At 36.6% G+C, this 25118-nt stretch carries 23 protein-coding genes, 2 tRNA genes and 1 pseudogene; 20 read left to right on the top strand and 6 right to left on the bottom strand.

The genetic code is table 11. The features are described 5' to 3' along the window. Positions 1 to 62: 62 nt before the first annotated feature. The 9 genes from LDM92_RS04155 to LDM92_RS04115 all read left to right on the top strand — a co-directional run bounded on the left by LDM92_RS04155 (position 63) and on the right by LDM92_RS04115 (position 9425). Positions 63 to 1184 (top strand): LCP family glycopolymer transferase, encoded by a 1122-nt coding sequence (locus LDM92_RS04155; RefSeq protein ID WP_223902147.1) that lies wholly within the window; start codon positions 63 to 65, stop codon positions 1182 to 1184. A gap of 2 nt (positions 1185 to 1186) precedes the next feature. Further along, positions 1187 to 1804: a glycerol-3-phosphate acyltransferase gene (locus LDM92_RS04150; protein WP_223902146.1), complete on the top strand. Its 618-nt coding sequence runs from the start codon at positions 1187 to 1189 to the stop codon at positions 1802 to 1804. 35 nt (positions 1805 to 1839) lie between these two features. Further along, positions 1840 to 4812 (top strand): LTA synthase family protein, encoded by a 2973-nt coding sequence (locus tag LDM92_RS04145; RefSeq protein WP_223902145.1) that lies wholly within the window; start codon positions 1840 to 1842, stop codon positions 4810 to 4812. 270 nt (positions 4813 to 5082) lie between these two features. After that, positions 5083 to 6348 carry a tyrosine--tRNA ligase gene (gene tyrS / locus LDM92_RS04140; protein ID WP_223902144.1) on the top strand — a complete coding sequence of 422 codons (1266 nt, stop codon included), beginning with the start codon at positions 5083 to 5085 and terminating at the stop codon, positions 6346 to 6348. Between the two features lie 94 nt (positions 6349 to 6442). Then, positions 6443 to 6838, top strand: coding sequence for an NUDIX hydrolase (locus LDM92_RS04135; protein ID WP_223902143.1), 396 nt, complete (start codon positions 6443 to 6445; stop codon positions 6836 to 6838). Positions 6839 to 6926: 88 nt separating this feature from the next. Further along, positions 6927 to 7250 (top strand): heavy metal-binding domain-containing protein, encoded by a 324-nt coding sequence (locus tag LDM92_RS04130; RefSeq protein WP_373868643.1) that lies wholly within the window; start codon positions 6927 to 6929, stop codon positions 7248 to 7250. A 63-nt stretch (positions 7251 to 7313) separates the two neighbouring features. Further along, positions 7314 to 7386: transfer RNA gene (locus LDM92_RS04125), tRNA-Thr, on the top strand. Between the two features lie 252 nt (positions 7387 to 7638). Further along, the gene (locus LDM92_RS04120) at positions 7639 to 8472 is read left to right on the top strand and encodes a hypothetical protein (protein ID WP_223902141.1); all 834 of its coding nucleotides are present in this window, start codon (positions 7639 to 7641) and stop codon (positions 8470 to 8472) included. Between the two features lie 299 nt (positions 8473 to 8771). Further along, positions 8772 to 9425, top strand: a complete 654-nt coding sequence (locus LDM92_RS04115) for an HD domain-containing protein (RefSeq protein WP_223902140.1) — start codon at positions 8772 to 8774, stop codon at positions 9423 to 9425. A gap of 59 nt (positions 9426 to 9484) precedes the next feature. Here LDM92_RS04115 and LDM92_RS04110 read toward each other — a convergent pair whose 3' ends face one another. Beyond that, positions 9485 to 10015 carry a methylated-DNA--[protein]-cysteine S-methyltransferase gene (locus tag LDM92_RS04110; RefSeq protein WP_223902139.1) on the bottom strand — a complete coding sequence of 177 codons (531 nt, stop codon included), beginning with the start codon at positions 10013 to 10015 and terminating at the stop codon, positions 9485 to 9487. A gap of 299 nt (positions 10016 to 10314) precedes the next feature. Between LDM92_RS04110 and LDM92_RS04105 the strand changes: the two genes are divergently transcribed. From LDM92_RS04105 to LDM92_RS04080, 6 genes are all read left to right on the top strand, one after another. Continuing rightward, complete coding sequence (locus LDM92_RS04105; protein WP_223902138.1) at positions 10315 to 11406, top strand: BMP family lipoprotein; 1092 nt, start codon at positions 10315 to 10317, stop codon at positions 11404 to 11406. 120 nt (positions 11407 to 11526) lie between these two features. Then, positions 11527 to 12597 (top strand): BMP family lipoprotein, encoded by a 1071-nt coding sequence (locus LDM92_RS04100; protein ID WP_223902137.1) that lies wholly within the window; start codon positions 11527 to 11529, stop codon positions 12595 to 12597. 74 nt (positions 12598 to 12671) lie between these two features. Next, complete coding sequence (locus LDM92_RS04095; RefSeq protein ID WP_274383957.1) at positions 12672 to 14207, top strand: ABC transporter ATP-binding protein; 1536 nt, start codon at positions 12672 to 12674, stop codon at positions 14205 to 14207. Further along, positions 14200 to 15348 (top strand): ABC transporter permease, encoded by a 1149-nt coding sequence (locus LDM92_RS04090; protein ID WP_223902136.1) that lies wholly within the window; start codon positions 14200 to 14202, stop codon positions 15346 to 15348. Before LDM92_RS04095 ends, LDM92_RS04090 begins: the two co-directional genes overlap by 8 nt. Then, on the top strand, positions 15345 to 16301 hold the full coding sequence (locus LDM92_RS04085) for an ABC transporter permease (protein WP_223902135.1): 957 nt from the start codon (positions 15345 to 15347) through the stop codon (positions 16299 to 16301). Before LDM92_RS04090 ends, LDM92_RS04085 begins: the two co-directional genes overlap by 4 nt. A gap of 9 nt (positions 16302 to 16310) precedes the next feature. Beyond that, positions 16311 to 17249, top strand: coding sequence for a nucleoside hydrolase (locus LDM92_RS04080; RefSeq protein ID WP_223902134.1), 939 nt, complete (start codon positions 16311 to 16313; stop codon positions 17247 to 17249). Positions 17250 to 17320: 71 nt separating this feature from the next. Here LDM92_RS04080 and LDM92_RS04075 read toward each other — a convergent pair whose 3' ends face one another. The 3 genes and pseudogenes from LDM92_RS04075 to LDM92_RS04065 all read right to left on the bottom strand — a co-directional run bounded on the left by LDM92_RS04075 (position 17321) and on the right by LDM92_RS04065 (position 19659). Beyond that, on the bottom strand, positions 17321 to 18637 hold the full coding sequence (locus tag LDM92_RS04075) for a C1 family peptidase (protein WP_223902133.1): 1317 nt from the start codon (positions 18635 to 18637) through the stop codon (positions 17321 to 17323). 92 nt (positions 18638 to 18729) lie between these two features. Continuing rightward, positions 18730 to 18831, bottom strand: a pseudogene (locus tag LDM92_RS04070) (SHOCT domain-containing protein); the annotation flags it as partial. A 405-nt stretch (positions 18832 to 19236) separates the two neighbouring features. Beyond that, positions 19237 to 19659, bottom strand: coding sequence for an Hsp20/alpha crystallin family protein (locus tag LDM92_RS04065; RefSeq protein WP_223902132.1), 423 nt, complete (start codon positions 19657 to 19659; stop codon positions 19237 to 19239). Between the two features lie 208 nt (positions 19660 to 19867). Between LDM92_RS04065 and greA the strand changes: the two genes are divergently transcribed. The 4 genes from greA (at position 19868) to LDM92_RS04045 (ending at position 22821) form a co-directional block, all read left to right on the top strand. Beyond that, entirely contained in the window at positions 19868 to 20329 is a 462-nt protein-coding gene (gene greA, locus LDM92_RS04060) for a transcription elongation factor GreA (RefSeq protein WP_109587025.1), read from the top strand. Between the two features lie 78 nt (positions 20330 to 20407). Further along, a complete protein-coding gene (locus tag LDM92_RS04055; RefSeq protein ID WP_223902131.1) occupies positions 20408 to 21721 on the top strand; it encodes a Y-family DNA polymerase in 1314 nt (437 codons plus the stop codon). Beyond that, on the top strand, positions 21714 to 22070 hold the full coding sequence (locus LDM92_RS04050) for a hypothetical protein (protein ID WP_223902130.1): 357 nt from the start codon (positions 21714 to 21716) through the stop codon (positions 22068 to 22070). The genes LDM92_RS04055 and LDM92_RS04050 overlap by 8 nt, the downstream gene beginning before the upstream one ends. 88 nt (positions 22071 to 22158) lie before the next feature. Beyond that, the gene (locus LDM92_RS04045) at positions 22159 to 22821 is read left to right on the top strand and encodes a CPBP family intramembrane glutamic endopeptidase (protein WP_223902129.1); all 663 of its coding nucleotides are present in this window, start codon (positions 22159 to 22161) and stop codon (positions 22819 to 22821) included. A gap of 310 nt (positions 22822 to 23131) precedes the next feature. Here the strand turns inward: LDM92_RS04045 and LDM92_RS04040 are convergent. Continuing rightward, positions 23132 to 23202, bottom strand: a tRNA-Gly gene (locus tag LDM92_RS04040). Between the two features lie 193 nt (positions 23203 to 23395). After that, positions 23396 to 24001 carry an SOS response-associated peptidase family protein gene (locus LDM92_RS04035; protein ID WP_223902128.1) on the bottom strand — a complete coding sequence of 202 codons (606 nt, stop codon included), beginning with the start codon at positions 23999 to 24001 and terminating at the stop codon, positions 23396 to 23398. A gap of 97 nt (positions 24002 to 24098) precedes the next feature. Between LDM92_RS04035 and trpS the strand changes: the two genes are divergently transcribed. Then, complete coding sequence (gene trpS, locus LDM92_RS04030; protein WP_223902127.1) at positions 24099 to 25118, top strand: tryptophan--tRNA ligase; 1020 nt, start codon at positions 24099 to 24101, stop codon at positions 25116 to 25118.

Genomic DNA, 25118 nt, shown 5'->3' with positions numbered 1-25118 from the left:
AATGGCTTGTTTTTTTTGCTATAATGTACTCATTGTAATTAAAATTTGGGTAAGTAAAAGTTATGGATCACAACGATAATCATCCAGATAAAAGTCGGGTTGAATTACATGCAAAAGATTACCATAAAAAAAGGCGTATTTTAGCGTGGTTATCATGTTTTATAGTGCTTTTGGCTTTGGCGGTCTGCGTGTATTCAGCATATATTTATTTTCGCACAAAAGATACGGTAGATAACGCATACGACGCTAAAAACAGCGTGCAGATTAAAAATGGTGAATTTAACGGTAAGAAAAAATTTGCAGTGTTGTTAATGGGCAGCGATACTGGAGCACTCGACCGTAAAGACAAGATAGGCAATACTGATACCATTATTATTGCTGTTGTTAATCCCCAAAAGAAGCGCTACACCTTAATGTCAGTTCCACGAGACACTATGGCTCAAATGGTCGGCGCTGACCAATTTCAAGTTGAAAAAATAAATGCAGCTTATCCCATTGGTGGGGCTGCCATGTCGATGGCAAGCGTGTCCAAGTTAGTTAATGTTCCAATTAAGTATTATGTTTTGGTAAATATGAAGGGTATTATGCGTCTCATCCGTTATGTTGGTGGTATTAATATCAGGCCAACCATGAGCTTTGAGTATGGTGGTTATATTTTTAAGAAAAATCAGCTTACTCATATGAGCGGTGGTGGGGCTCTGGCCTATTCACGCATGCGTTATGATGATCCAGAAGGCGATTATGGTCGTCAAAAGCGTCAACGCCAAGTGATTACTACTATCATAAAAAAATCCGTTTCAATTAATACTTTAACGCGCATTGACTCAGTATTATCGTCAGTTTCGGGAAATCTTAAAACTAATTTGCCCTTTGATGCATTGCGTCAGATCGCCTTTAATTATCGTGACTCTACTAAAAACGTAAAAAATGATTATCTTCATGGTCACAATGCTACAATAGACGGCTCTTCTTATCAGGTACAATCTACTAAAGAATTGCAACGGGTCTCCGATTATCTGCGAACAGAACTTGGTTTGTCTGAGACGCCTATAAATAATAATGAAACATATCAGAATAAGCGTAATAAAGCTGATGGCTTCAAATTTAAAAATCCTGATAGTCAAGAATACCATATATATGAGGATTATCAAGATCAAAGTTACCAGGAAGAAGGTGACTATTGAGCATGCGTTTGTGGTCAATTATTATTGGATATGGGTTTGGCTGTCTGCTCACTGCTGTGTTGATTTGTCGTTTTGCCTTGCATCAAGATCCTACAAAGGTGGGATCAGGTAATCCGGGAACTGCAAATGTCGGAGCCGTGTTTGGAAAAAAATGGGGTATATTAACTTGTATTGGTGATATACTGAAAACTATTATTTGTCTTTCAATCGTACATTGCCTTTTCCCAAACAATATTGCTTTGCTATATGCAGGATTGGGCTTAATGCTGGGTCATTGCTTTCCTTTTTGGGAACATTTCCAAGGTGGCAAAGGCGTAACGGTCGCTGTGATAGTAGCAGCGTTATATGATACACCAGTAGCTGCAGCGACATTGTTAGTTGCTTTTTTCCTGTTAATAATATTACAAAATTTGACGGTTCCACCAATAATTTTTATAATATTGTTCAGTTTATATCAATTTTTGACAACTCAGGAAGCTGGAATCGTTTTATTGATTATGACGTTGGTTATGGTCTATAAATTTAGATATGATCTTCGTGATTTTTTTGCCAGAAAAGGAAAAAAGGTTGATGTTTTATATTCAATTAAGAAAAAATTGGGTATTAAGCGCGATAATTAATAGCATCATTTTTAGTGAGGAAAATAACTAGAAATATGAATAAAAATAAAAAATCTTTAAAAGCCATCCAGATAATTTGTCTACTGGTAGCAACTCTGTTCATGCTGGTCCAAATGTTCAACTTGAAGGGAATTGCTGCCAGAGCACACTTTTCATTTGTCCGTTTTATGCCAAATATGTTGCATAATGCGACTTTAATGCTTATTCCCATGATATTTGGTGCTGTTTATAGTAAGAAAAAACAAAGTGTTAGCGAAAGTTTTAAATACTGGTTGTTAGCCAGCGTGACTTTAATTGTCTATTACATTTTATTTTTCTTTATAGTTCCTGCCCGCTTTAACATGTGGCGTGTATGGGGCATGCTGTTTCCGATCATTACCAGTACATCTGTTTTGTTTTCTGGTTTGATTTTCTGTTTGTTGATTCAGCCACATTTGTATGACTTTTTGCATAAATTGACAGTTAAGCAAAATCTCCTGGTGTTGAGTTTATTAACTCTACTGGGTTTTGCTTTAAGTGCCGGCAACCTGTCATTTCAATATTCGCTATATGGCCTTTACTTGGTTTTATTTTTTGCCTGGGGCATGTTTTTAGCTAATGTCCACATTGGCAAAAAATTGCTAACCCTATCTTTAATTAGCGGTTTTCTTTCTTTCTTCATTGTGATAATCGGTGTTTCGGGGTTCGATGCTGTTTACTGGTCACAAATTATTTCCGGCAACGGGGGTGGTGACTGGAACAGGGAGTTCTTAAACAATCCTTCATCTCCGTTCATGTTTTTACTGGTAGTAGCTGTTTTCTTATTATTCAAAAAAGTTATTATGACTTTTAATAAAGAACAGATGCGTTTCTTTATTCCAGTAATTATGATTATGGATGCGCCCATTTCACCAAGATTTATGAGAGCATTCCATTTTACTGGCTCCTCAATGATTAACAAGTTGATAATGCTTGTTGTTATGTTGCTAATTGTGATTGTTTGGTATCAGTTGCTCGATCGCTATTTATTCCAAATCAATCCGTTTGCGAAAATAATTAATTATTTAGATAACGAACCTAATTTAGCTAAGGTATGCGAAAAAGTATGGGCAGTCTTTACTAAGTTTGTAATTACTAACAGGGTTAATCTGCTTACTTGGGTCTGGTTTTATATTCTAAGTTTTGGTTCTTTCCTAATTGAATCTGATAATTTACGAATTCAAATTAGTACTGCTTCTACAATTAATGCGATAGTTTATCTTCTGGGCACTAAATTCTTTGCCATGATTTTGACTACCATCTTTTTGGATGCGTTATTTTCTGTCTTTTACTTTGTAACTACACGCTATTGGACTTCGAACATTTTAGTCAGTATAATCGCGATCGGTTGGGCTGTAGCCAATAAGATTAAGCTCTTACTTCGTGGTGAACCAATTTATCCAACTGAAATCAGTGAAATTGTCAATTGGAAAACCTTAATTCCAATGATCGGTAAGACTACTGTTATTGTAATTTTAGTTGCACTGATTGTAGTTATTGCCCTTGATATTTTCTTAGAGTTAAAATTCCCTGTTAAAAAGCGGGGATCATGGAAGAGACGTGGTATTTGGGCACTTTTAAGCTTATTATTATTTGTCACACCATTGCGTTTTAATCATGATGGTGGAGTGATCTATCATATCAATCGCGGTTTCGATAATAAACAAAGGTTCCGTAATCCAGAACGAGATATCCAAGTTAACGGTCCTGTACTTAATTTCTTGAATTATATTGATCTGCAAATTATGGATCAGCCTGAGGGATATTCAGAAACAAGTATCAAGCAGTTAAACAATAAATATGAAAAAGTTGCTGCTAAAATAAATAAGAAGCGGAAGAATACTCTTAAAGATCAAACTATTGTCTTTAATTTGAGTGAAAGTTTTGTTGATCCAAGTACTTTCCCTACATTTAGGCTTGACCGTGATGTTCCAAACCCAGTTAAATTTATTCAATCAATGAAGTCGCGTTCTACTTACGGCAACATGCTAAGTGCTGGTTATGGTGGTGGTACTGCCAATATGGAATGGGAGACTTTAACCGGATTAAACATGGGAATGTTTAAGTCTACATTGACTCCTTATGTTCAAGTGGTACCTAATTATGATTTCTATCCAACAATAGGAATGAATTTTGATTATAAATCTGCGGTCCACCCGTTTATTGGAACGTATTACTCCAGACAGGAAGACTATCATAGATTCAAATTTGACAAATTTATCTTTGTGGGTTCGAAATATAAGATTATTGATCAAAAGAAATTGGGCAAGAGTGGTTATAACTCTGACTTTACTACCTATGCTAATGGTCTAAAAGAAATCAACTCGCGTAACGGTGGACAATTTATTAACCTGATTTCAATCCAAAATCACATGCCATATAATAATTGGTATCCAAATAATGAATACATGGGCAAGATTTCGGGAGAATTATTTAAGTCTCCAGCGGTTCGCGATCAAATGGCCACTTATGTCAAGGGAACGCAATATACTGATAAAGCTGTGAAACAATTCATTGAACAGATAGATAAGATTAAAAAGCCAATTACTTTGGTCTTTTATGGTGATCACTACCCAAGCATTCTTTCTCAGAGTTATACTGCCAAATATCCAGTACAGATGCACTCGACGCGCTACTTTATCTATTCGAATAAGTATGCACGGCAACATGGCGCTAAAAAGAGACTGCCACGCAAGGCTAATAATTTCGTCAGTTCAAGTGACTTTATTGCAATGATGCTGGAACAGACAGATTCGAAAGTTACTCCTTACCAGGCTCTGTTAACTGAAGTTCATAAGAAGTTACCGGCAATAACAATTAACTTCAAAGGTGATAAAGGCTTTGAATTAATTGGAAGGCAAGGACAAGTAATAGAACCGAAATACTTGACTAAGAAGCAGCAGCAAGTTTTAGCCGATTATGAGGCTATTCAATATGACATGACAGCTGGTAAAGCTTATGGTTTAAAGATTAAAGGCTTTTATAAGTAACAAATTGTATTGACTTATTAAGAAAAAATGAGTATTATCATTTATAACAAATTTAAGTAGCACCTTGATTCAGCGTTCAGAGAACTAGCGGTTAGTGTGAGCTAGACAGGTCAAGTGTAGCGAAATACGAGTTGGGTGGTTCCCATAAAGACCGTAATTAAGGCACTTGTCATTGAAGTGCGAACGTGGGTGGTACCACGGCTGAAAAAAGTATTTAGTCGTCCCTAGATTCGTTTAAGAATCTAGGGATTTTTTATTGGAGGAAAAAAGATGGCAAACTTTGATATTTTAGCAGACTTAAAATGGCGTGGAGCGATTAACCAGCAGACTGATGAAGTAGGACTAACCAAATATTTACAAGACCACGATGACTTAGCCCTTTATTGCGGCACTGATCCCACTGGTGATTCACTGCATATCGGTCATCTTATTCCCTTCATGATTTTGAAAAGGTTTCAGCTGGCTGGATATCACCCTGTGATCGTTATAGGTGGCGGCACAGGAACAATTGGTGACCCCTCTGGACGTAAGTCAGAGAGAGTGCTCCTTAGTGCAGAAAAATTACACGAAAATGAACTTGCTCTGACTAAGCAAATGGAAAAATTGTTTGGCACTGATAACTTTCAAATTGTTAACAACGCAGAGTGGCTTGATAAATTAAGTTTAATTGAATTCTTGCGTGAATACGGCAAGCACTTCCAAGTTAATAATATGATCAATAAAGACGTAGTTGCCAATCGCCTGGAAAATGGTATTTCATTTACCGAGTTTTCTTACCAGATTTTACAGGCCATTGATTTCTACCAGTTAAATAAAAATTATGGTGTTCAAATGCAAATTGGTGGTAGCGATCAATGGGGCAATATCACAGCAGGAATTGATTTGATCCATAAATTAATGGGATCAGACAGACAGGCCTTTGGTTTGACTATTCCATTAATGTTGAAAGCTGACGGTACCAAGTTTGGTAAATCTGCTGGTGGAGCCGTTTGGCTTGATCCTGAAAAGACCAGTCCTTATGAATTTTACCAATTCTGGATCAATCAGGATGATCGTGACGTTGTTAAGTACTTGAAGTACTTTACTTTCCTTAGTCATGAAGAAATTGATGATCTGGCGGAGCAAGTAAAAGTTGAACCGTGGAAGCGGACAGCGCAAAAGACGCTCGCTAGAGAAGTAACAAAATTTGTTCACGGAGAAGCAGGCTTAAAAGAAGCAGAAATGATTACAGATGCTTTGTTTTCCGGAGATATTAAAAATTTGTCGGTCAAGCAAATTGAGCAAGGGCTAAAGAGTGCACCAGCAGCTGAGGCATCGTCTCAGAGCCAAAATATTGTGGACTTCTTGGTTGATACCAAAATTGAACCCTCTAAGCGCCAGGCACGAGAAGATGTTGTTAACGGAGCAATTTATGTGAACGGTGACCGTGAGCAGTCAGTAGACTTTGAGGTCGATCCTGCTAAGGCTTTTGACGGCAAGTATGTCATTATTCGCAAAGGTAAAAGAAAATATACTTTGGTAACAGTTAAAGACTAGTTAAGAAAAAATCTGTTGCGCTCGGTGCAACAGATTTTTTAGTTGACAAAAGGGTATATAAGAAAACATTATTTTTTCTGAAGGAGTGTTTGATATGCGCGCACGTGTAATACTTTATAATTCTGAAAATGATGCGATGTTATTAATTCATAGATTAAAAAATGGTCGGGACTACTGGGTAATTCCAGGTGGTGGAGCTGAAGGAAATGAAACTCCAGTTGAAACTGCATTAAGAGAAATCGAGGAAGAGTTAAATATTCAGCTAAAGCCAGCTGACTTGACCCATCTATTAGAATACAAAAGTCAAGAAAATGAACATTTTTTCTTTGCTAAAATGCCCTTTATAGCTGCACCAGCAATCAGTGGTGAAGAAAAGGAACGCTCAAGTAAGTCTAACGTTTATCAGCCAGAATGGGTGGCAAGTGCTGATTTAACTCAAATTAATTTAATGCCACCTGAAATTGCTGCCAAAATAGTAACTCTTATTTGACAAAAAAATTCTGTAATTTCATACTATTATGTTAGTGAAATATTTATCTGAATGCTCAGATAGGAGAGTAAAAATGGCTGACAGAGAAATGTTAGTAACTACTACCGAAAATATACCTGGTAGAAAATATGAAATTATTGGTGAAGTGTTTGGTTTAACGACTCAGTCCAAAAATTTTGTTAAAAATTTTGGCGCAGGATTAAAATCCGTAGTTGGTGGTGAAATTCGCAGTTACACCAAGATGCTGGAAGATTCTCGCAATCAAGCTTTGGCAAGATTGCGTCAAGCTGCAGGGGATAAAGGTGCAGATGCAATTGTAATGATGCGTTTTGATTCTAGTTCAATTAGCGGTGATATGCAGTCTGTAGTTGCTTATGGGACCGCTGTAAGATTTATTGCAGACAACGAATAGATATAGTATTATTTGAAGTATTCGCTCCATGAGAGTGAGTACTTTTTTATTGATTATTGATTTGCCACTTTAGCTCAGGAGGTAGAGCACCGCCGTGGTAAGGAGGAGGTCCTCAGTTCAAATCTGGGAAGTGGCTTTAATTTTTATACGATATTTCAAATACGCTTTGGCTTTTTGTATAATGCAAAAGTATGAAACAGCTTTTAAGTTGCTATGATAACATTTATAAACCACTTTATGTCCATAATTTTGTGTTAAAAAAGCTGTATTTTTTTCATTTGATATTGCCTAAATTACTGACTAATTATATAACTAATAGTATAAGACGTGAAATTCATAACAGAAAAAATTATTGACATATATCTTAAAGTGAGGAAGTTTATTTGCTATGAGGAAGATTAAGTTATTCAAGAAAATGTTGATTGCAGGTGCGATGTTAACTATCGGTTCTGCTTCATTAGGCGTAAGCACTCAATCTATTTCGGCAAAATCTCTGCCAGTTGCCACGACAAAGGATTATAACAAGCTGCAGAAGCTTTCTAAAAAGCCTGGTGCCCATTACATAAAAAAACGGAAATGGTATGCCAGTTTTGTTCCTGGAGATAATGTTCAAGCGTATCGCCATTTAACATCACATAAACTATTGGAAACTAGATCCGATCCTGGAGTTGATGATTGGGATATTTTTATCGGTGCGGGAACAATTAATGGTACTCGTTATTTCATTAGCAATATTAAAGAAAAAGATGGTAAAACGAAATATATAATTCCAGCAGCATATTGCCAAATACCTTACGGATACCGCTTTAAAAAAGGACATGCTGTGGTTCACGATTACAATGGATCTTTAGCTAATGCGTATAATGGCTATAGTGAAACTGATCATCAATATGGTAAGACATTAACTAAAGAAAATATTATTTATAGTAATAAGGAAGATGCCACATTTACTGTTTCCTTGAAGCAAGATGGTCAAGCCAAAGGAAAACACAAAGGCTTTTGGATTGGGCGTACAGCGATTAAATTCAGAGTTGATGGCACAAATACTTATGAAAACTATTATCCCCTTTATAACTATGCCGCAAATGGTGAACTGATTGTTAGTTATATTAAAACTAAAGATTTGAGTCAATTTAAACGGGCAACAGTGACTTATGATCACATTGGTACAATTACTAAGAGTCATAAATTTAAGCCCGCTCATAAAAAACTAAATATTTAATACGAGTTAAAAGAGGAATAATTTAACATTATTGTTAGCTCGTTATGAAATAAATTTGGTCAAATTAATAAAAAGAGCTAGACTATTAAACTAGTAGTATAAATTACTAAAGTTAATAGTCTGTTTTTATAATATAAAGGGTTATCAAGCTAGTAATAATTGTTGTCGTATTAATCAAAATTAAGAATAATTAAGCATTTTAGTGCTTATAAGGCTTAAATTGCGTAAATAAAAGCCAAGCCTTTATCGAAACTGCTTATTTTATAAAAAACATTTTACAAATTAGAAAGGAAATTAACTTGGATTTAACTAAAGTAACCGATTTTGTTAAAAAGCAGCTGCAAGACGAAAAAACCGGGCATGATTTTTATCATGGACAACGAGTTGCTCACCTGGCCAGCAAAATGTATTTACAGGATAATCCTGATGCACATGAAGATAGTCGCATGGTTGCTATTATTCAAACTGCGGGATATTTACACGATACTATTGATGAAAAAATCTGTGCTGACCCTGATCAAGTTCTTGCCCACATTAAAGAACTGCTTCCTAAAGTGGGTTTTACTTCCCTAGAAGTCAAAGATATTTTATTCACTATGCAACATATGTCTTTTTCCGCTAATATAGAGCATCATTATCAGTTGCCAGTATCAGGAGAGTATGTGCAAGATGCTGATCGCATTGAAAGCTTGGGTGCAATTGGCATCGCCCGTGCGTTTACATATGGCGGAGCTCATGACAATGTGATATACGACCCCAGAATCAAACCACAAAAACTGGTAAGTCATGATCAATATCGTGAACATACAGAAACAACAATTAACCATTTTTATGAAAAACTGTTTCATTTGGCTGATTTAATGAATACTGTCGAGGGTAAAAAAGAAGCGCAAAAAAGAACCGAATTTATGCGTGATTATGTTAAAGAATTTATGGCTGAATGGAATGTTTAAGCTGCATATAGCCTTATGCGGCTTTTATTTTGCTCTTTTTAAGAACGCAAACCTTAAAATTATAGCAAGTCTAGTTGACTGGAAAATTTGATTTGGGGATTTTCCATTTTTAGTAGAGCTTTTTTACGATCAAGGCCACCTGCATAACCGGTTAAAGCCCCATCACTACCAACTACACGGTGGCAGGGAATAATTAAACTAATAGGATTATGTTTGACTGCATTGCCAACAGCGCGTGCCAAATTTATCTTATTTTGACCTTTTTGCACGCGATTAGATAATTCTTTATAAGTGACTAGTTTGCCATAAGGTATTTTTTGTAGTTCTTTGAGTACTTTTTGTCTAAAAGCCGACACGACAGGTTTCACAGGGATGGTACGTGGATCAGGAGTTTGGCCAGCAAAATAGTTCGTTAGCCATTTTAGAGTTTGTTTAATAGGTCTAGTTGCAAAAACTTCGGCAATACTCAAATCATAGCCGGCACCAAAATATTTTTGACCGTTAAACCATAATCCTAATAAATAGTTTTCGTCACTTAAAAGCGTTAATGTTCCTAATTCTGATTCGAAAAATTCTTTATATAGCTTCATTTTATTTTTTCCATAACAAATTAGCTCTTCTATTTATTTTATTATACGTTTTTTTATGAATAATAGTTGCTTTCAATTTTTAGCACAAAAACTGGCCGAGGACCTTTTAGCCTTAACGGTTCTATACGAAAATTTCAACTTTTTTATTTGTGGTATACAAAACATTATGAGTTAAGCTTAGTTTCGCTTTCATGAAAAAATAGGAATGCTATCAAATCAATACTTTATCTTGTAGTGAATTTTTGACAATACTACCAGATGTGGTATGTTAATTACTGTAAAAATTAGGAGGTCATAAAATGAAGTCAAAATTTAGAAAAATCTTTTCCATTGGTGCGGTGGCAGTTGCTGCAGGATTAGCGCTTACAGCATGCTCAGGTAAAAAGCAGGGAGGCAGTAGTAATTCGAGCAGCAGTGCCAAGCACTCTATTGCACTAATTACTGATACTGCTGGTGTTAATGATAATTCTTTCAATCAGTCTGCTTGGCAAGGATTTAAAGAATACGGCAAAGATCACAATCTTAGTCGTGGACGTAATGGCTACCAGTATTTTCAATCTGGCAGTGCGGCAGATTTTGAACCCAATTTTGATCAGGCAAGCAAAGCTGGCTACCAAACAATTTTTGGTATTGGCTATAGCTTAAAAGACGCTGTCAAAGCAGCTGCTAAAAAGAATCCTAAAAAGAACTACGTTATTGTTGACGAAGTAATTAAGGGGCAGAAGAATGTGGCCTCCGCCAATTTCAAGAGTGAGCAAGCTTCTTACTTAGCGGGTGTTGTAGCAGCAACTGAAACAAAGACCAACGTCATTGGTTTCATTGGTGGTGCTCATGGCAATATTATTGATTTATTTGATGCCGGCTTTACTAAAGGTGTTAATGACCAAGCCAAAAAGTTGCATAAAAAAATTACACTGCTAAATCAGTATGTGGGTGATTTTAAGAGTGCAGACAAAGAAAAAGCCATTGCTCAGTCAATGTATGCTAAAAAAGCTGATATTATCTTTCATGCTTCTGGTTTAGCAGGCAATGGTCTTTTCCAAGAAGCTAAATCTATTAATCAAACTAGAACAGGTGCTAAAAAAGTCTGGGCTATTGGTGTTGACTCTGATCAATCGCATTTAGGCAACTATAAAACTAAAGATGGTAAAAAAGATAACTTCGTTTTGACTTCTGTGATTACCGGTGTCAATGTTGCTACCCGAGATATTTCTAACCGTGCTTATGAAGGTAAATTCCCAGGCGGTCAGCAATTAGTTTACGGTTTGAAAACTAATGGCGTTTCGATTAAACGCGGACAAATCAGTGCAAAAGCTTGGCAATATTCACGTCAAGCACGTAATGAAATAATTAAAGGCAATATCAAAGTGCCAATTCACCCAAGTAAATAGTTCGTTGATAAGCCGATTTCTTTATCTAAATCTTACCAAAAAAATAATTATCTTGAATTAATACGTATTTTATTATAATATTAGTTATGAAAAGTTCGTATTTTGTGGAGGGTAATATAAATGGGTAAGAAATTTACGAAATTTTTGTCATTAGGATTTTTAATGGCGTCATTTACTTTGTTTTTGAATGCTTGCTCGGGAAAAAAACAGGGAACAAGCAGTCAAAACAAGAAGGACAGTATTGCGTTAATTACGGATAGCAACGGTATTAACGATCAGTCCTTTAATCAGGCCGCTTGGGCCGGTTTTAAAGATTATGGTAAAGAACATAACTTTAAACAAGGAAAAGGCTACCAGTATTTTCAATCTAGCAGTGCTACCGACTATACGCCTAATTTTAATCAGGCTGCCAAGTCGGGCTATCAGACAATATTCGGTATTGGCTATATGTTAAAAGATTCAGTTAAGGCTGCTGCCAAGAAGAATCCTAAGAAAAATTTTGTAATTGTTGACGATGTAATAACTGGTCAGAAAAATGTAGCTTCTGTTACTTTTAAGAGTAACGAATCATCATATTTGGGTGGTGTAGCTGCAGCTTATTCAACTAAAACCAATAAAGTTGGTTTTATCGGCGGAGCAAAATCTGCAATCATTGATACTTTTGAAGCAGGTTTCAAGCAAGGCGTAAAAGACGCTGCTAAAGCTCAACATAAAAAAATCAGTGTCAGTACACAATATATCGGCAACTTTACTTCAAACGATAAAGCTAAATCAATTGCACAATCTATGTACGCTGACAACTGTGATGTAGTCTTCCAAGCTGCAGGAAATGCTGGTAGCGGCGTTTTCCAAGAAGCTAAAGCACTTAATCAAACTAAGCCAGAAAGTAAAAAGGTTTGGGTAATTGGTGTTGATGTTGATCAGGAAAACCTGGGAAACTACAAAACAAAGGATGGTAAAAAAGCTAACTTTACTTTAACTTCTGTATTGAAGGGACTAAATGTTGCAACCAAATCTTTAGCTGATGATGCAGCCAAAGGTAAGTTCCCTGGAGGAAAGCACCTGGTATACTCATTAAAAGGTAACGGTGTTTCAATTACTAAAGGCAATCTTGCACCAAAGGCCTGGGATGCAGTGCAAAAGGCTAAACAGCAAGTAGTTTCCGGAAAAATAACAGTAGCGCAGAATTAAAGTAAATTAACGTTTAAAACTCTTTGTGTAAGTTTATGCAAAGAGTTTTTTTAGAAAAAGGAAATTTACACAAAATGAAAGATATGACGAATGTAATAGAAATGCGCCATATTGTGAAGGATTTTAACGGCTTTAAAGCCAATAATGATATTAATTTGACTTTAAAAAAGGGTGAAATCTTAGCACTTTTAGGAGAAAACGGTGCTGGCAAATCAACTTTAATGAGTATTTTATCTGGACTGATTACTCCTACTACAGGTTCAATCAAAGTTCGCGGACAAAAGGTTAACATTAAAAATCCGACTGTCGCAAAAGATTTAGGTATAGGCATGGTACACCAGCATTTTATGTTGATGGGTTCCTTTACAGTTTTAGAAAATATCATTTTAGGTCATGAAACTACCACGGGCCCTAAATTAGATTTTAAAAAAGCGGAAAAGCAAATAATGGCTTTGTCTGAGCGTTATAACTTAAACGTTGATCCCCAGAAAAAGGTTAGTGAGATCACAGTGGCCCAACAGCAAAGAGTTGAAATTTTGAAAGTACTCTACCGCGGAGCTGACATTATGATTTTCGATGAACCTACTGCCGTTTTAACTCCGCAGGAAATTACCGAATTCATTCAAATTCTGCATGAACTCGCAAAAGAGGGTAAATCGATCATTTTAATCACACATAAGCTGGAAGAAATTGAACGAGCAGCTGATCGTGTAACTGTTATCCGTGCTGGCAAAAGTGTGGGCACATTTGCTGTTGCTAATGTTGATAATAATCGTCTGGCAGAATTAATGGTGGGACGTCACGTTAACATGCAGGTTAATAAGCCCACAGAAAAAGTTGGGCGCACAATGTTGCAAGTTGAAGACCTGCATGTAAAAAGCAAGCAAAATGTTGCCATAATTAAAGGGCTATCTTTTAATTTGCATGCTGGGGAAATTTTGGGTGTTGCTGGTATTGACGGCAATGGTCAGGATGAACTTGTCAGGGCCCTAACCGGTTTGCAACACGTTGACTCCGGCAAAATCATAATTGGCAGCGAAGACATGACTAATCACAAGGTGCGGCAAATAACTGAAAAGGGTGTTTCATATATACCTGCTGACCGGCAAAAATATGGTTTAATTTTACCTTTTTCGGTTTCTGATAATTTGGCTTTACAAACTTATTATAAGGAACCATTTTCTCGTCATAACGTGATGCATTATGATGTAATTCATGAACATGCCAAGAAATTAATTAAACAATTTGATATCAGAACTACAAGTGAAAGAATGCCTGTAAGTGATTTATCTGGAGGTAACCAGCAAAAAGTCATTATTGCCCGTGAATTGAGTCGCGACAGTAATTTAATTATTGCTTTTCAGCCGACTCGTGGCCTTGACGTTGGTGCCATTGAATATATTCATAATCAGCTCTTAAATGAGAGAGCTCAGGGCAAAGCAATTTTGTTAATATCTTATGAGCTTGATGAAATTATGCAATTGTCAGACAGAATTATTGTGCTTCACGATGGTAGAATTTCTGGTGAAGTCAAGCCAGAAAATACTAGTGATGAAGAATTAGGTTTGTTAATGACCGGCGTTAAGAAAGAAGGCAGCGCTCTTGCTTAAAGTTACACTAAAAACCAAGAAAATCTTAGTGCCAATCATTTCTATTTTGGCAGGCTTTTTAGTCGGAGCAATCATCATGCTGGTTTGGAGTTACAATCCGATTCAAGCATATGCTTCAATGTTTTCCAGTGCGTTAGGAAACATGAACGGCATAGGTGAGACGATCCGTGAAGCTACCCCGCTGATTTTTACCGCTATTGGTTTTGCTATAGCTTCTACTGCCGGTTTTTTCAATATTGGCTTGCCTGGTCAGGCTCAAGCTGGCTGGTTATCTTCTATCTGGGTGGTTTTGGCTAATCCTAATATGCCTAAGGCAATTTTGCTACCTTTGGCAGTAATAACAGGCATTCTGGCTGGCGCACTTGTTGCTGGTATTGCTGGTTGGCTCCGTGCACAATTTGGGACTAATGAAGTCATAACAACCATTATGATTAACTATATTGTGCTTTATTCGTGTCAATATTTAATGCAACAGGTTATGTCATCTAAATTGCGTATTGATACTGATACTACTAAAACAATTGCTGATAATGGCAGCTTGAAAATTGGATGGCTTAGCACAATGTTTGGTGATTCACGCATTAATGCAGGTGTTTTTATTGCTTTGGTTGCAGTTTTTTTATATTGGTATTTAATGAGAAAAACTACTACAGGTTTTGAAATTCGTTCAGTTGGTACCAATGCGGCGGCGAGTCGTTATGCAGGAATGTCAGCCAAAAAGAATATCATGCTTTCTATGTTATTGTCTGGTGGTTTTGCTGGCTTAGGCGGTGTTGTTCAAGGTCTTGGCACATATCAAAATTATTTCACCCAAACAACTAGCTTAGATATTGGCTGGGATGGCTTATCCGTTGCTCTTCTTGGTGGTGGAACAGCCGTTGGCATTTTACTGGCTTCACTATTATTTTCAATTTTAAAAATTGGCGGTTTAGGGATGCAGACTATTGCCGGTATTCCTTATGAGATTGTTTCAATAGTAATTGCTGCTATCATTTTCTTTGTTGCTATTCAGTATGTCATTGGATTACTGTTTAAAACTAAAAGGACTAAAGAAACCCTAAAAGATGCAGCGACTGAAGAAACTGAACCCAATAACGTTACTGTTAGTTCCACAAAAACTCAGGGAGGACAAAATTCATGAATTTAGTTACGATTTTAGCTTTAATTGTGTCATCGACTTTTGTCTATTCAGCACCATTAATTTTTACTGCTTTAGGCGGTGTTTATAGTGAAAATTCAGGTATTACCAACATTGGCCTTGAAGGAATAATGACAATGGGCGCTTTTTCTGCCGTTGTGTTTAACCTGACTTTTGCTTCTGCTTTTGGTAAAGCAACTCCTTGGATTGGTCTTCTTGTTGGGGGAATTGTAGGTTTGCTATTTTCGCTGCTCCATGCTGTAGCGACCATTAATTTTCACGCTGATCACATCATCAGCGGAACTGTCCTTAATCTTATGGCGCCACCATTAGGAGTGTTTTTAGTTAAAGCTATATATGATAAAGGTCAGACTGAAAACATTACCCAGAGCTTTGGTTACTTTAGTTTTCCTGGCCTTGCTAATATTCCTTTTATTGGACCAATTTTCTTTCAAAACACTTCTGCACCTGCCTGGCTGGCAATAATTGTGTCAATCGCACTATGGTGGATTTTGTATAAAACTCGCTTTGGTCTACGTCTGCGTTCCTGTGGTGAAAATCCCCAAGCAGCAGATACTTTGGGAATCAATGTTTATGGTATGCGTTACGCTGGCGTGCTAATATCTGGCTTTTTAGGCGGAATTGGTGGAGCAGTTTTTGCGGAAGCAATTTCAGGCAATTTTTCAGTTTCTACTATTGTTGGACAAGGTTTTATGGCGCTGGCAGCCATGATCTTTGGTAAATGGAACCCATTAGGGGCAATGCTAGCTTCGCTTTTCTTTGGTTTTGCTCAAAGTATCAGTATTATCGGCAACCAATTACCGTTCTTTAGTCACATTCCTGCTGTTTATATGCAGATTGCTCCTTACGTAATTACCATTTTAGTTTTAGTTTTGTTCTTTGGAAAATCGGTTGCTCCAGCAGCAGATGGTCAGAATTATATTAAGTCAAAATAGGAAAGAATAATGAAAGAAATATATTTTAATCACGATGGTAATATTGATGATTTAGTATCATATTTGTTACTCTTGCAAGCACCGGATATTAAATTGCTAGGTGTTAGTGCAATTGATGCTGATGGTTACGTTGACCCGGCTGTTGAGGTGTGTCGAAAGATGACAGACCGGTTTAACTTAAGAGACGATCAATTAGAAATTGCCAAATCAGATTCAAGAGCTGTCAATCAGTTTCCCGAAGCCTGGCGTAAAGCAGCATATTCATTTAATTATCTGCCGTTATTAAACGAATCTGGAAAAATGATTACCAAAATGGCAGCAGAGCCGGCTCATTTGGATATGGTTGAAAAAATTATGGCAGCAGATCAGCCTGTTACTTTGGTCATGACGGGACCTTTAACCGACTTGGCCCGTGCACTGGAAACTAATAACAAAATTGTGGATAAAATTGAGCAACTTTACTGGATGGGTGGTTCCCTTGATGGTCATGGAAATGTTGTTCAGGTTAATGTTGATGGTACGCAAGAATGGAATGCTTTTTGGGATCCGTTTGCTGTTGAGAAGGTTCTGCAATCAAATATTCCTATGCAGATTATTGGCCTTGAAAGTAGTGAAGAATTGCCATTAACTGATAAATTAAGAATGCATTGGGCCAGTTTGCGTGAACATCCAGCTGTAGACTTGGTTGCGCAAGGTTATTGTCTACTGGTTAATCCACCAATTCCAAGCTCGCAGCTTTATTTTTGGGATGTATTAACGACAATTAGTGCTCTTTACCCCGAAGTCGTTTTGGCCACTGAAAAGCACAGGGTAAAGGTGGTTACACAGGGATTGGCTGCAGGACGAATGGAAGATGATCCTAACGGACGCGAAATTACTTTGGTAACTAAAGCAAATAAAGATTTATTCTTTAAAAAATTTGATGAGCTATTATTACGTGGCAAGTAAATAATTATTTATAATATAAAAAAGGCGAAATTCGTTTTTGAATTTCGTCTTTTTATTAGTTATAAATTGACTTAAGCTAATGAGTCCCAAGCTGGTAAATCTGTAATTGGACCTTCAGCAATAGCAACTTGCTCTGGAGTCAAGTACTTTTTGTGGACAACAACTTCATAAACATAGTCATTGAACCAATCATTATTCATGACAAAATACCCCTTGTCACCATTCTTTTCACCCCAGGAATTTTCAACTTTCCATTGACGCACATGGCCACCATCTTCATCAACACCAACAAAAGCCATAGCGTGAGTTGAAGCGCCAGCACCGGTACGCAAGCGGTCAGCTTTGGACATCTTGAGGTCAACGCCAAAGAGATCACTCAGTTGATATAAGTTGCTGTCAAGATAACCTTTTTTACGATCGCTTTGTTCACCAACATCATTACCAAACCAAACAGCTTCACCATCTTTTAATTGGTTAACAGCTGCAGTTTCCAAGTATTCCATTGGGACATTCAAGAATTTGATGCGGTATGAGCCTTCAACATTGTCTTCAAATGGCAAGCCATATAACTTATCATATTCATGATCTGGTGCATTAGACAATACAACGTAATCGTTAAAGTCAACATCGCCCATGTATTTATGCAAAAATTCCAGTGGGGTTAGATCTTTATCCAAGTGATATTTCTTGTCATCATCACGATATTCCAAGTCAAATTTCTTAGGTGGTTCCCCAACTGCAATTGCTGTTATTTGGTAAACTTCACTTAAGAATTTCTTACGGGCTTTCTCTATTTCATCATCTTTACCGTCTTGCTTTAACTTGCGTAAAACCAAAGCATCCTTTTTCAGTTTATCGCCCAAGGCCTTACCCAAACCAGTAGTATTATTGGTGTTAAAACTTTCAGGCATTGCATAAGAAGGTACAACACCGTATTTTTCAATTAAAGCTGCACCCATGTGGAATTGACCACCGTCTCCGCCAGCGCCGTTTAAATAAGCTTTTACTGTACGGGAATCAAGTGGTTCATCGGCAGTAGCTAAAATATTGTCGTAAAAAATATTTGCCCGTTCAACTTTATCCCAGAAAAAGTTGTAGCTTTGTGAGAAAGTAAAATTCTTGCTGTGATATTTTTTACCAAAATAATGCCGTAAAATATTAAGGGTGGCAAATTCCCAGCAACGCCCCGATTGGCGTTGATTAGTAACATTTTCCGTGTCAAGTTCGGTTGAAAACACACGGGTCAACTCGCCTTGAACACGTTCATTGTAAGACGCTGCAAGAACACCGCTTTTTTGAGCAGCTCGTGCAACAACTTGATTTTGCGGTTTTTCATTAAAGTTTTCCGCAAACTTTTCCAGTTCTTGGACAGTTAATTTATGAGCCATGAAATATATTCTCCTTTTTTAATCTATTTTTAAATTACTTTATATTTTAAGCTAAAAGAAAAGCGAGTTCAATAGCTGAACCCACTTTGGCTTTATAATCCTAAAATTTGCTTTTTCTTAGCCGCAAATTCTTCTTCAGTCAATATTCCCTCATCAACTAACTCTTTTAATTGCTTTAACTCTGCAATCATATCTTGAGTATTTTCTGTTGTATTTTGTACTGGGGCACTTTGAATACTTTGTTGATAATTTTTCGACCTGCTTTTAATAGCATCTGCTAAAAAAGTGCACCTCTGCTATAGCAGATTGCGTATTAGCATTGACCATGCTGCAAGAATAGCTATCTTAAAATTATTATTGTTATTATTAGATTAAAACTATTGCAAATAGATAATAATTGTCTCTGAAAACTCTAACACTATTCTGCATGATCAAAAATTACTTGAAGCAGTTGGAAACAAAATAAGCCATCCAGACTGTGATCTGGGTGGCTTATTTTAGTGTTACTGATATGTTTTACTTTAAAAAAAGTTCAGACAAATTTAAATAGACTTTCTATTATTTCAGCGAGTTAATATACTTTAATAATTTGAAGACAATTAGTCAATTTGAATTGAATTATCGCTTGCGCCAGCTTGTTGCTTTGGCAGGGTAATAGTCAATACACCGTTATCGTATTTGGCATGAATGTCACTTGCAACTACGTTTGGTAATCTGAAGCTGCGTGAAATGTGGCCTTCACTTCTTTCTCGGTGAATAATGCTGTTGTCCTTAGACATCTCCTTAAATGACTTTCTTGAACCTGACACGCTTAAAATGCCATTATTGTAATTTAGGTGTATCTTATCCTTGTCCATTCCGGGCATATCAACTTTGATTACGTATTCTTTGTCGTTTTCAACAACATCTGATTGCATTAATTTTGCTACTTCGTTATTATCGAAAAATTTTCTTGGAAGATCAAACCAATCGTTCATCGCATCGAATAAATCATTGTGCCGATTCATCATATCATTTGCCATAGTAAAAAACTTCCTTTCAAAATTTATATATTTGTAACAGAAGACTTTCATTTCTTCCTTACAATTATTATTATAGTATGCAGATTCATAAAAAGGAAATAATTAGCACTATTATTTTTAGAGTGCTAATTTATAAGAAAGAAAACCTCCATAGCGGAATTTATAGCTTGTGGATAATATTGAAATTAAAAAATTGGAGAAAAATATTTTGGTTTATTATCAAAAAATGACGCCGCAGGGCTATCAAAAAATTAAAGATGAAATTGCTGATTTGAAAAAGGACCGACCTCGAAGAATTAAAATTTTGCAGGAAGCGCGCTCCTTGGGTGACTTGTCTGAAAATACCGAATATACAGAGGCAAAACGTGATTTAGGTCACCTTCAAAGCCGTTTGCGGTACTTAGAAAAGCAATTGAAATATGCCGAAATCATTGAGAAAAAGGCTGATGGCAAAGTAGATTTAGGTAAGACGGTCACACTAAAATTTGCTGATGATCCAGAAACCGAAACATACCAAGTTGTCGGTCGTATGGAAGCTGATATTGGAGCTGGTAAAATTGCTTTTGACTCGCCTTTAGGTCAGGCAATCATGAAAAAAGAAGTTGGAAAAACCGTCAATGTTGCTGCTCCGGCAGGAGAATATCGGGTAACGATTGAAGCAATTGAATAATTTTTCACTTGATTATTCGAACTGGTGTTTGTATAATTTATTTTAGCAAACATAAGTTTGCAATAGGAAGTGAAAGCAATGTATGATTATCGTTATGAACCTCATCGTTTAATTTTTATGATTGATAACAAATCATTCTTTGCTAGTTGTGAGGCGCTTCAATTAGGCTTAAACCCAATGAAAGCAGTGTTAGCTGTTGTTTCGCATCAGCCACATACAAATTACGGCTCGGGGCTAATCATGGCAGCCTCACCTTTAGCGAAGAAAAAGTATGGGTTAACCAATGTTATGCGGGTGCGCGATTTACCTACAAAAAAAGATGCACCAGATCTTATTTTGGCAGAACCTCATATGAATTTATATATTAAGCGCAGCATGCAGGTATTGGCAATTTTCCAGAAATATGCAGCCGATGAAGATATCCATGTTTACTCAATTGATGAAAGCATGATTGATATGACTAAATCCTGGCGTTTGTTTGGAGATGATCCTTATCTGGTTGCGCGTAAAATTCAGGTAGAAATCAAAAACAAAATAGGTCTTTATACTACTTGTGGCATTGGAGAGAATCCCCTGCTGGCAAAATTAGCAATGGACATATCAGCCAAGCACCGCTGTTCAATGATTGATTATTGGCATTATATCGATGTGCCGGATACTATTTGGCAAATTAAAGATCTGGAAGAAGTTTGGGGAATTGGCAAAAGAATTGCTGCCCGTTTGCGCCGGTTACATATTAATAATATGTATGAATTGGCACATACTAATCCGGCGATTTTGAAAAAAGAATTTGGCGTGATTGGTGAGCAGTTATTTGCAATCAGCTGGGGAGTTGATCGCAGCATTATTAGCGAAAAATATTATCCCATAATGAAAAATTACGGCAATTCACAGATTCTAAACCGTGATTATACAGATCAGCGAGAAATTGAAATAGTCTTGCGTGAAATTGGCGAGCAGGTAGGTGCCAGAATAAGGGCGCACCGATTACAAGCAGGTTGTATCAGCTTATTTGTTGGCTTTTCTAAGTATGAGCAAGATGGCAGCCGTAAAGGTTTTAATGTTCAGCAAAAAATTTGTCCTACTAATGATAATGATTTATTAGTTGAAGAAATACTGGCACTTTTCCGTAAAAATTGGCATGGAGAGACAGTACGTGCTTTAGGGGTTAATTGCAGCCGCTTGACACCAGATAATTGTCAGCAATTAACCTTTTTTGTTCCCGCGACGCAGCAAATTAAAAAGCACACAATAAATATAACTGTTGACAAAATCAGAAAAAAATACGGTTTTACCAGTTTAGTAAAAGCCTCAAGTTTGTCTAAGGGTGCAACAGCAATAAGGCGCAGCAGCCTAGTTGGTGGACATAATGGCGGAAATGCATATGAATGATTTTGATAAAGTAGTTCAAGACTTTTTTAAAAATTACCAAGATCGCAAAATGAAAAAGTGGCAGGGCTTCTTTTTGAGCGACCATACAATGGCAATTAATAACGATAAGCAAAAACGCAGCGTTAAGCATCCCATTAAAAAAACTATGAATATAGAGGATATAAGCTTGCTGTTACTTAAAGCATATGGCAATCATCGCATAGTTCATCTGCAGGTTAAAGTCATGAACAGTGATAATCAATTGCCCGCCGATATCACAGGCTTTGTCAATGGTTATAGTGAAGACGGCATTATTGTTGATGGCCAAAAAATTGCTTTGGAAGATATCAATAATGTTAGTGTAGATTAAGAAAAATTGCCTTGATATTTTATATAGATATCTTTTTTTGCTATAATATGGAACTTGTAAGGTACATAATAGTATAGAGGTAATTTTTGTGAATACACCAGCATCAAGGCAAGGCAACATCATACGCTATCTTATTTATTTCATTAGCTATTTGATGGTTGTCGGGGTGATTAAGTTAGTTACTGCTAATTCACCAATTCATATTTGGGATCTAATCTTATTTGCAACTATCTCATTAATGGTTTCACTGTTTTTTATTTATCGTTTTAATAGGGAACAACGCTTTTTTGACCGTAGTTTTGCGGGTTCCTGGCTTAGCAACTTTGGCTTGATCGTTGGTTTGACTGCTGTGGTGACAGCATTGCGTATCAGTGTTTCCTGGTTGCAATCCTATGGCAGACTTAAATTATATAATTTTCAAATTGCCTATTTGCATCATGAAGGAGTAGCGACCTACTGGTTTTTAGTAGTTGCAATTGGCATCGTTTTACCAATACTGCAAGAATTTTTGATCACCGGTTTTTTATTCAATTATGCTTTTAGAAGCAATACCGTCTTAACTGCAGTTCTGGGAATATTCACCTCAGGTATTCTGTTTAGTCTGCTTAACTGGCAAAGTTCGCTGCCACTATTACTAATTAATATGATTTTTGGAGCACTTTTTGCTTGGTCATACCTCTATACGCAAACTTTATGGATGCCAATTTATTTAGCAGTATTAAATGGCGTTCTCCTAATGATTATGACTTAAGTAATCGAAATTAGAAAAAGTCAGGAAATAATGTTTCCTGGCTTTTATTTTTGATTCAAAAGTTGTTAACACACTGTTAGGTTCTACAAATTTTTTTGCAATACATGGTAACTGTTATTGCATCCTAATGACTGCAACGTAAATCTTGACTATTTTTTGCACATTTTATACCCAGTTAACAAGAAAAGGTGCAACTACCTTTTAAAAAGATAGCTGTAATAACTTATAATTAAAAGTTAAATTTATTGCTGGTAACTAATAATTCGGCAGCTAAAAAGCAATGACTTTGATGGTCATTGCTTTTTAATTAAGCGGATAGCGTGAATCGAACCCGCATCTTCAGCTTGGGAAGCTAACATTTTACCATTAAACTATACCCGCATTACTCAAACAGTTTACCATGTTTCGTTTGCGAAACCAAGTTTTGTTTTTTAAAATTTTACAAGTAAGCTGTTAGGAGAAGGGAAAATTTCCTAAAGTAATATCATTTTTTAAGAGTTCCAGTCTAACTTTGCGTAATCGTAATAATAAATAGAAGTGAAAAGCTATTTGCATTAATTTGGAGATATTGTTGTTACTTTTTAGGTGGCAACTTAACAGAATCAAGACTTAACTGGCTGCGATCAACTAAAGATGAAAAATTCTGAAATAGCCATTGGCGCAATTCAGCTGCCTGAATGACCAAAGGCATCCGATTATGAATTTCGGCGTAAGTCCTATTTGGCTGAGTAGTAACCATTGAAAAATGATCCTTTTGATAAATTCCGGCAATTAGTGTTAATGCACCATTTGCATTCTTGAAACTGAAGCGTTCATGGTAAGTATGACCATTTTCAGCGGAGTAAGTATTATGTCCTGATTCAAAAAATTGGCTGGCAACAATAATACAGCGAGACTTGGCAAAAGAAGAGTCCCACATTGACCTTTTTTCTTCAAAAAAGCGTTCAATTCGCGCATTAAATATGACTTTGTTTTGATCATACGGACTAGGATAACCCCAAGATTTAGGCAGCAATTGTAATTGATTATTTACGTAGACTAGTACCGGAGCAATTCCCTTAGGAAAAACATTTTGATTTTGGGGCAAATTACTTGCCGGTTCTACTAGAGGTAAATTTAAGTCGTTTGCTAAGTATTTTTTAATTTCTGCCAGACTTGGCAGCTGAAATTGATTGCACATTTTTTCCTCCATGTTTAATCATTACTTGATTTTTGGTAGAATTATTATAAATTATTATATTAAAAAGATTTTAATTATTTAAGGAAGGCAGATTATAATGAAAAAGAAAGTTATCCTTACAGGTGACCGCCCAACAGGGAAATTACATGTGGGACATTATATTGGCTCGTTAAAAAACAGGGTCAAATTACAAAATTCCGGTGAATATCATCCTTATATTATGATTGCTGATACGCAAGCACTGACTGACAATGCCCGTAATCCTGAAAAAATTCAAAAAAGCTTAATTCAAGTAGCGCTGGACTACTTGGCAGTAGGTATAGATCCTGAAATTTCTACAGTTTTTATTCAATCACAAATACCCGCTTTGTTTGAATTGACCGCCTATTATATGGATTTAGTTACGGTAAGTCGTCTGGAGCGTAATCCAACTGTTAAAGCCGAGATCAAACAAAAAGGTTTTAACGATTCCATTCCCGTGGGCTTCTTAAATTATCCAGTATCACAGGCAGCTGATATCACAGCCTTTAAGGCAACTTTGGTGCCCGTTGGGGATGACCAAGAGCCGATGCTAGAGCAAGCACGTGAAATTGTGCGGACCTTTAACCGCGTTTATAACTGCAATGTCTTAGTAGAACCCCAAGGCTACTTCCCAGAAAAGGGCGAAGGCCGCTTGCCGGGATTAGATGGTAATGCCAAAATGTCCAAATCCTTAAATAATGCTATTTATCTTTCTGACGATGCCAAAACCGTTGAACAAAAAGTAATGTCAATGTATACTGATCCCCAGCACATCCATGTTGAAGATCCAGGTAAAGTTGAGGGTAACACTGTCTTTACCTACCTTGATATTTTTGATCCTGACAAGGATAAGGTAGCGCAATTGAAAGAAGATTACCAAAAAGGCGGCTTGGGTGATGTCAAAATTAAACGTTACTTAAATACAGTCTTGGAAAAGGAATTGACTCCAATACGTGAACGGCGCGCAAAGTACGAACAGAATACATCTGCTGTCTATGATATGTTAATTGAGGGCTCTAAAAAAGCGAACGAAGTAGCTAACCAAACCTTACAAGAGGTAAGGGATGCAATCGGCTTGAATTATTTTAAGAGGTAA

Source organism: Lactobacillus laiwuensis (assembly GCF_019972835.1).
GTDB lineage: Bacteria > Bacillota > Bacilli > Lactobacillales > Lactobacillaceae > Lactobacillus > Lactobacillus laiwuensis.
The sequence above is the reverse complement of the archived record's forward strand: the minus strand, read 5'-3'. Positions and strand labels throughout refer to the sequence as shown.

What these genes read in the sequence shown, in the direction of transcription:
- LDM92_RS04155 (WP_223902147.1), top strand. Translation starts at nt 63, where the DNA reads ATGGATCACAACGATAATCATCCAGATAAAAGTCGGGTTGAATTACAT.
- LDM92_RS04150 (WP_223902146.1), top strand. Translation starts at nt 1,187, where the DNA reads ATGCGTTTGTGGTCAATTATTATTGGATATGGGTTTGGCTGTCTGCTC.
- LDM92_RS04145 (WP_223902145.1), top strand. Translation starts at nt 1,840, where the DNA reads ATGAATAAAAATAAAAAATCTTTAAAAGCCATCCAGATAATTTGTCTA.
- tyrS (WP_223902144.1), top strand. Translation starts at nt 5,083, where the DNA reads ATGGCAAACTTTGATATTTTAGCAGACTTAAAATGGCGTGGAGCGATT.
- LDM92_RS04135 (WP_223902143.1), top strand. Translation starts at nt 6,443, where the DNA reads ATGCGCGCACGTGTAATACTTTATAATTCTGAAAATGATGCGATGTTA.
- LDM92_RS04130 (WP_373868643.1), top strand. Translation starts at nt 6,927, where the DNA reads ATGTTAGTAACTACTACCGAAAATATACCTGGTAGAAAATATGAAATT.
- LDM92_RS04120 (WP_223902141.1), top strand. Translation starts at nt 7,639, where the DNA reads ATGAGGAAGATTAAGTTATTCAAGAAAATGTTGATTGCAGGTGCGATG.
- LDM92_RS04110 (WP_223902139.1), bottom strand. Translation starts at nt 10,015, where the DNA reads ATGAAGCTATATAAAGAATTTTTCGAATCAGAATTAGGAACATTAACG.
- LDM92_RS04105 (WP_223902138.1), top strand. Translation starts at nt 10,315, where the DNA reads ATGAAGTCAAAATTTAGAAAAATCTTTTCCATTGGTGCGGTGGCAGTT.
- LDM92_RS04100 (WP_223902137.1), top strand. Translation starts at nt 11,527, where the DNA reads ATGGGTAAGAAATTTACGAAATTTTTGTCATTAGGATTTTTAATGGCG.
- LDM92_RS04095 (WP_274383957.1), top strand. Translation starts at nt 12,672, where the DNA reads ATGAAAGATATGACGAATGTAATAGAAATGCGCCATATTGTGAAGGAT.
- LDM92_RS04085 (WP_223902135.1), top strand. Translation starts at nt 15,345, where the DNA reads ATGAATTTAGTTACGATTTTAGCTTTAATTGTGTCATCGACTTTTGTC.
- LDM92_RS04080 (WP_223902134.1), top strand. Translation starts at nt 16,311, where the DNA reads ATGAAAGAAATATATTTTAATCACGATGGTAATATTGATGATTTAGTA.
- LDM92_RS04075 (WP_223902133.1), bottom strand. Translation starts at nt 18,637, where the DNA reads ATGGCTCATAAATTAACTGTCCAAGAACTGGAAAAGTTTGCGGAAAAC.
- LDM92_RS04065 (WP_223902132.1), bottom strand. Translation starts at nt 19,659, where the DNA reads ATGGCAAATGATATGATGAATCGGCACAATGATTTATTCGATGCGATG.
- LDM92_RS04055 (WP_223902131.1), top strand. Translation starts at nt 20,408, where the DNA reads ATGTATGATTATCGTTATGAACCTCATCGTTTAATTTTTATGATTGAT.
- LDM92_RS04050 (WP_223902130.1), top strand. Translation starts at nt 21,714, where the DNA reads ATGAATGATTTTGATAAAGTAGTTCAAGACTTTTTTAAAAATTACCAA.
- LDM92_RS04035 (WP_223902128.1), bottom strand. Translation starts at nt 24,001, where the DNA reads ATGTGCAATCAATTTCAGCTGCCAAGTCTGGCAGAAATTAAAAAATAC.
- trpS (WP_223902127.1), top strand. Translation starts at nt 24,099, where the DNA reads ATGAAAAAGAAAGTTATCCTTACAGGTGACCGCCCAACAGGGAAATTA.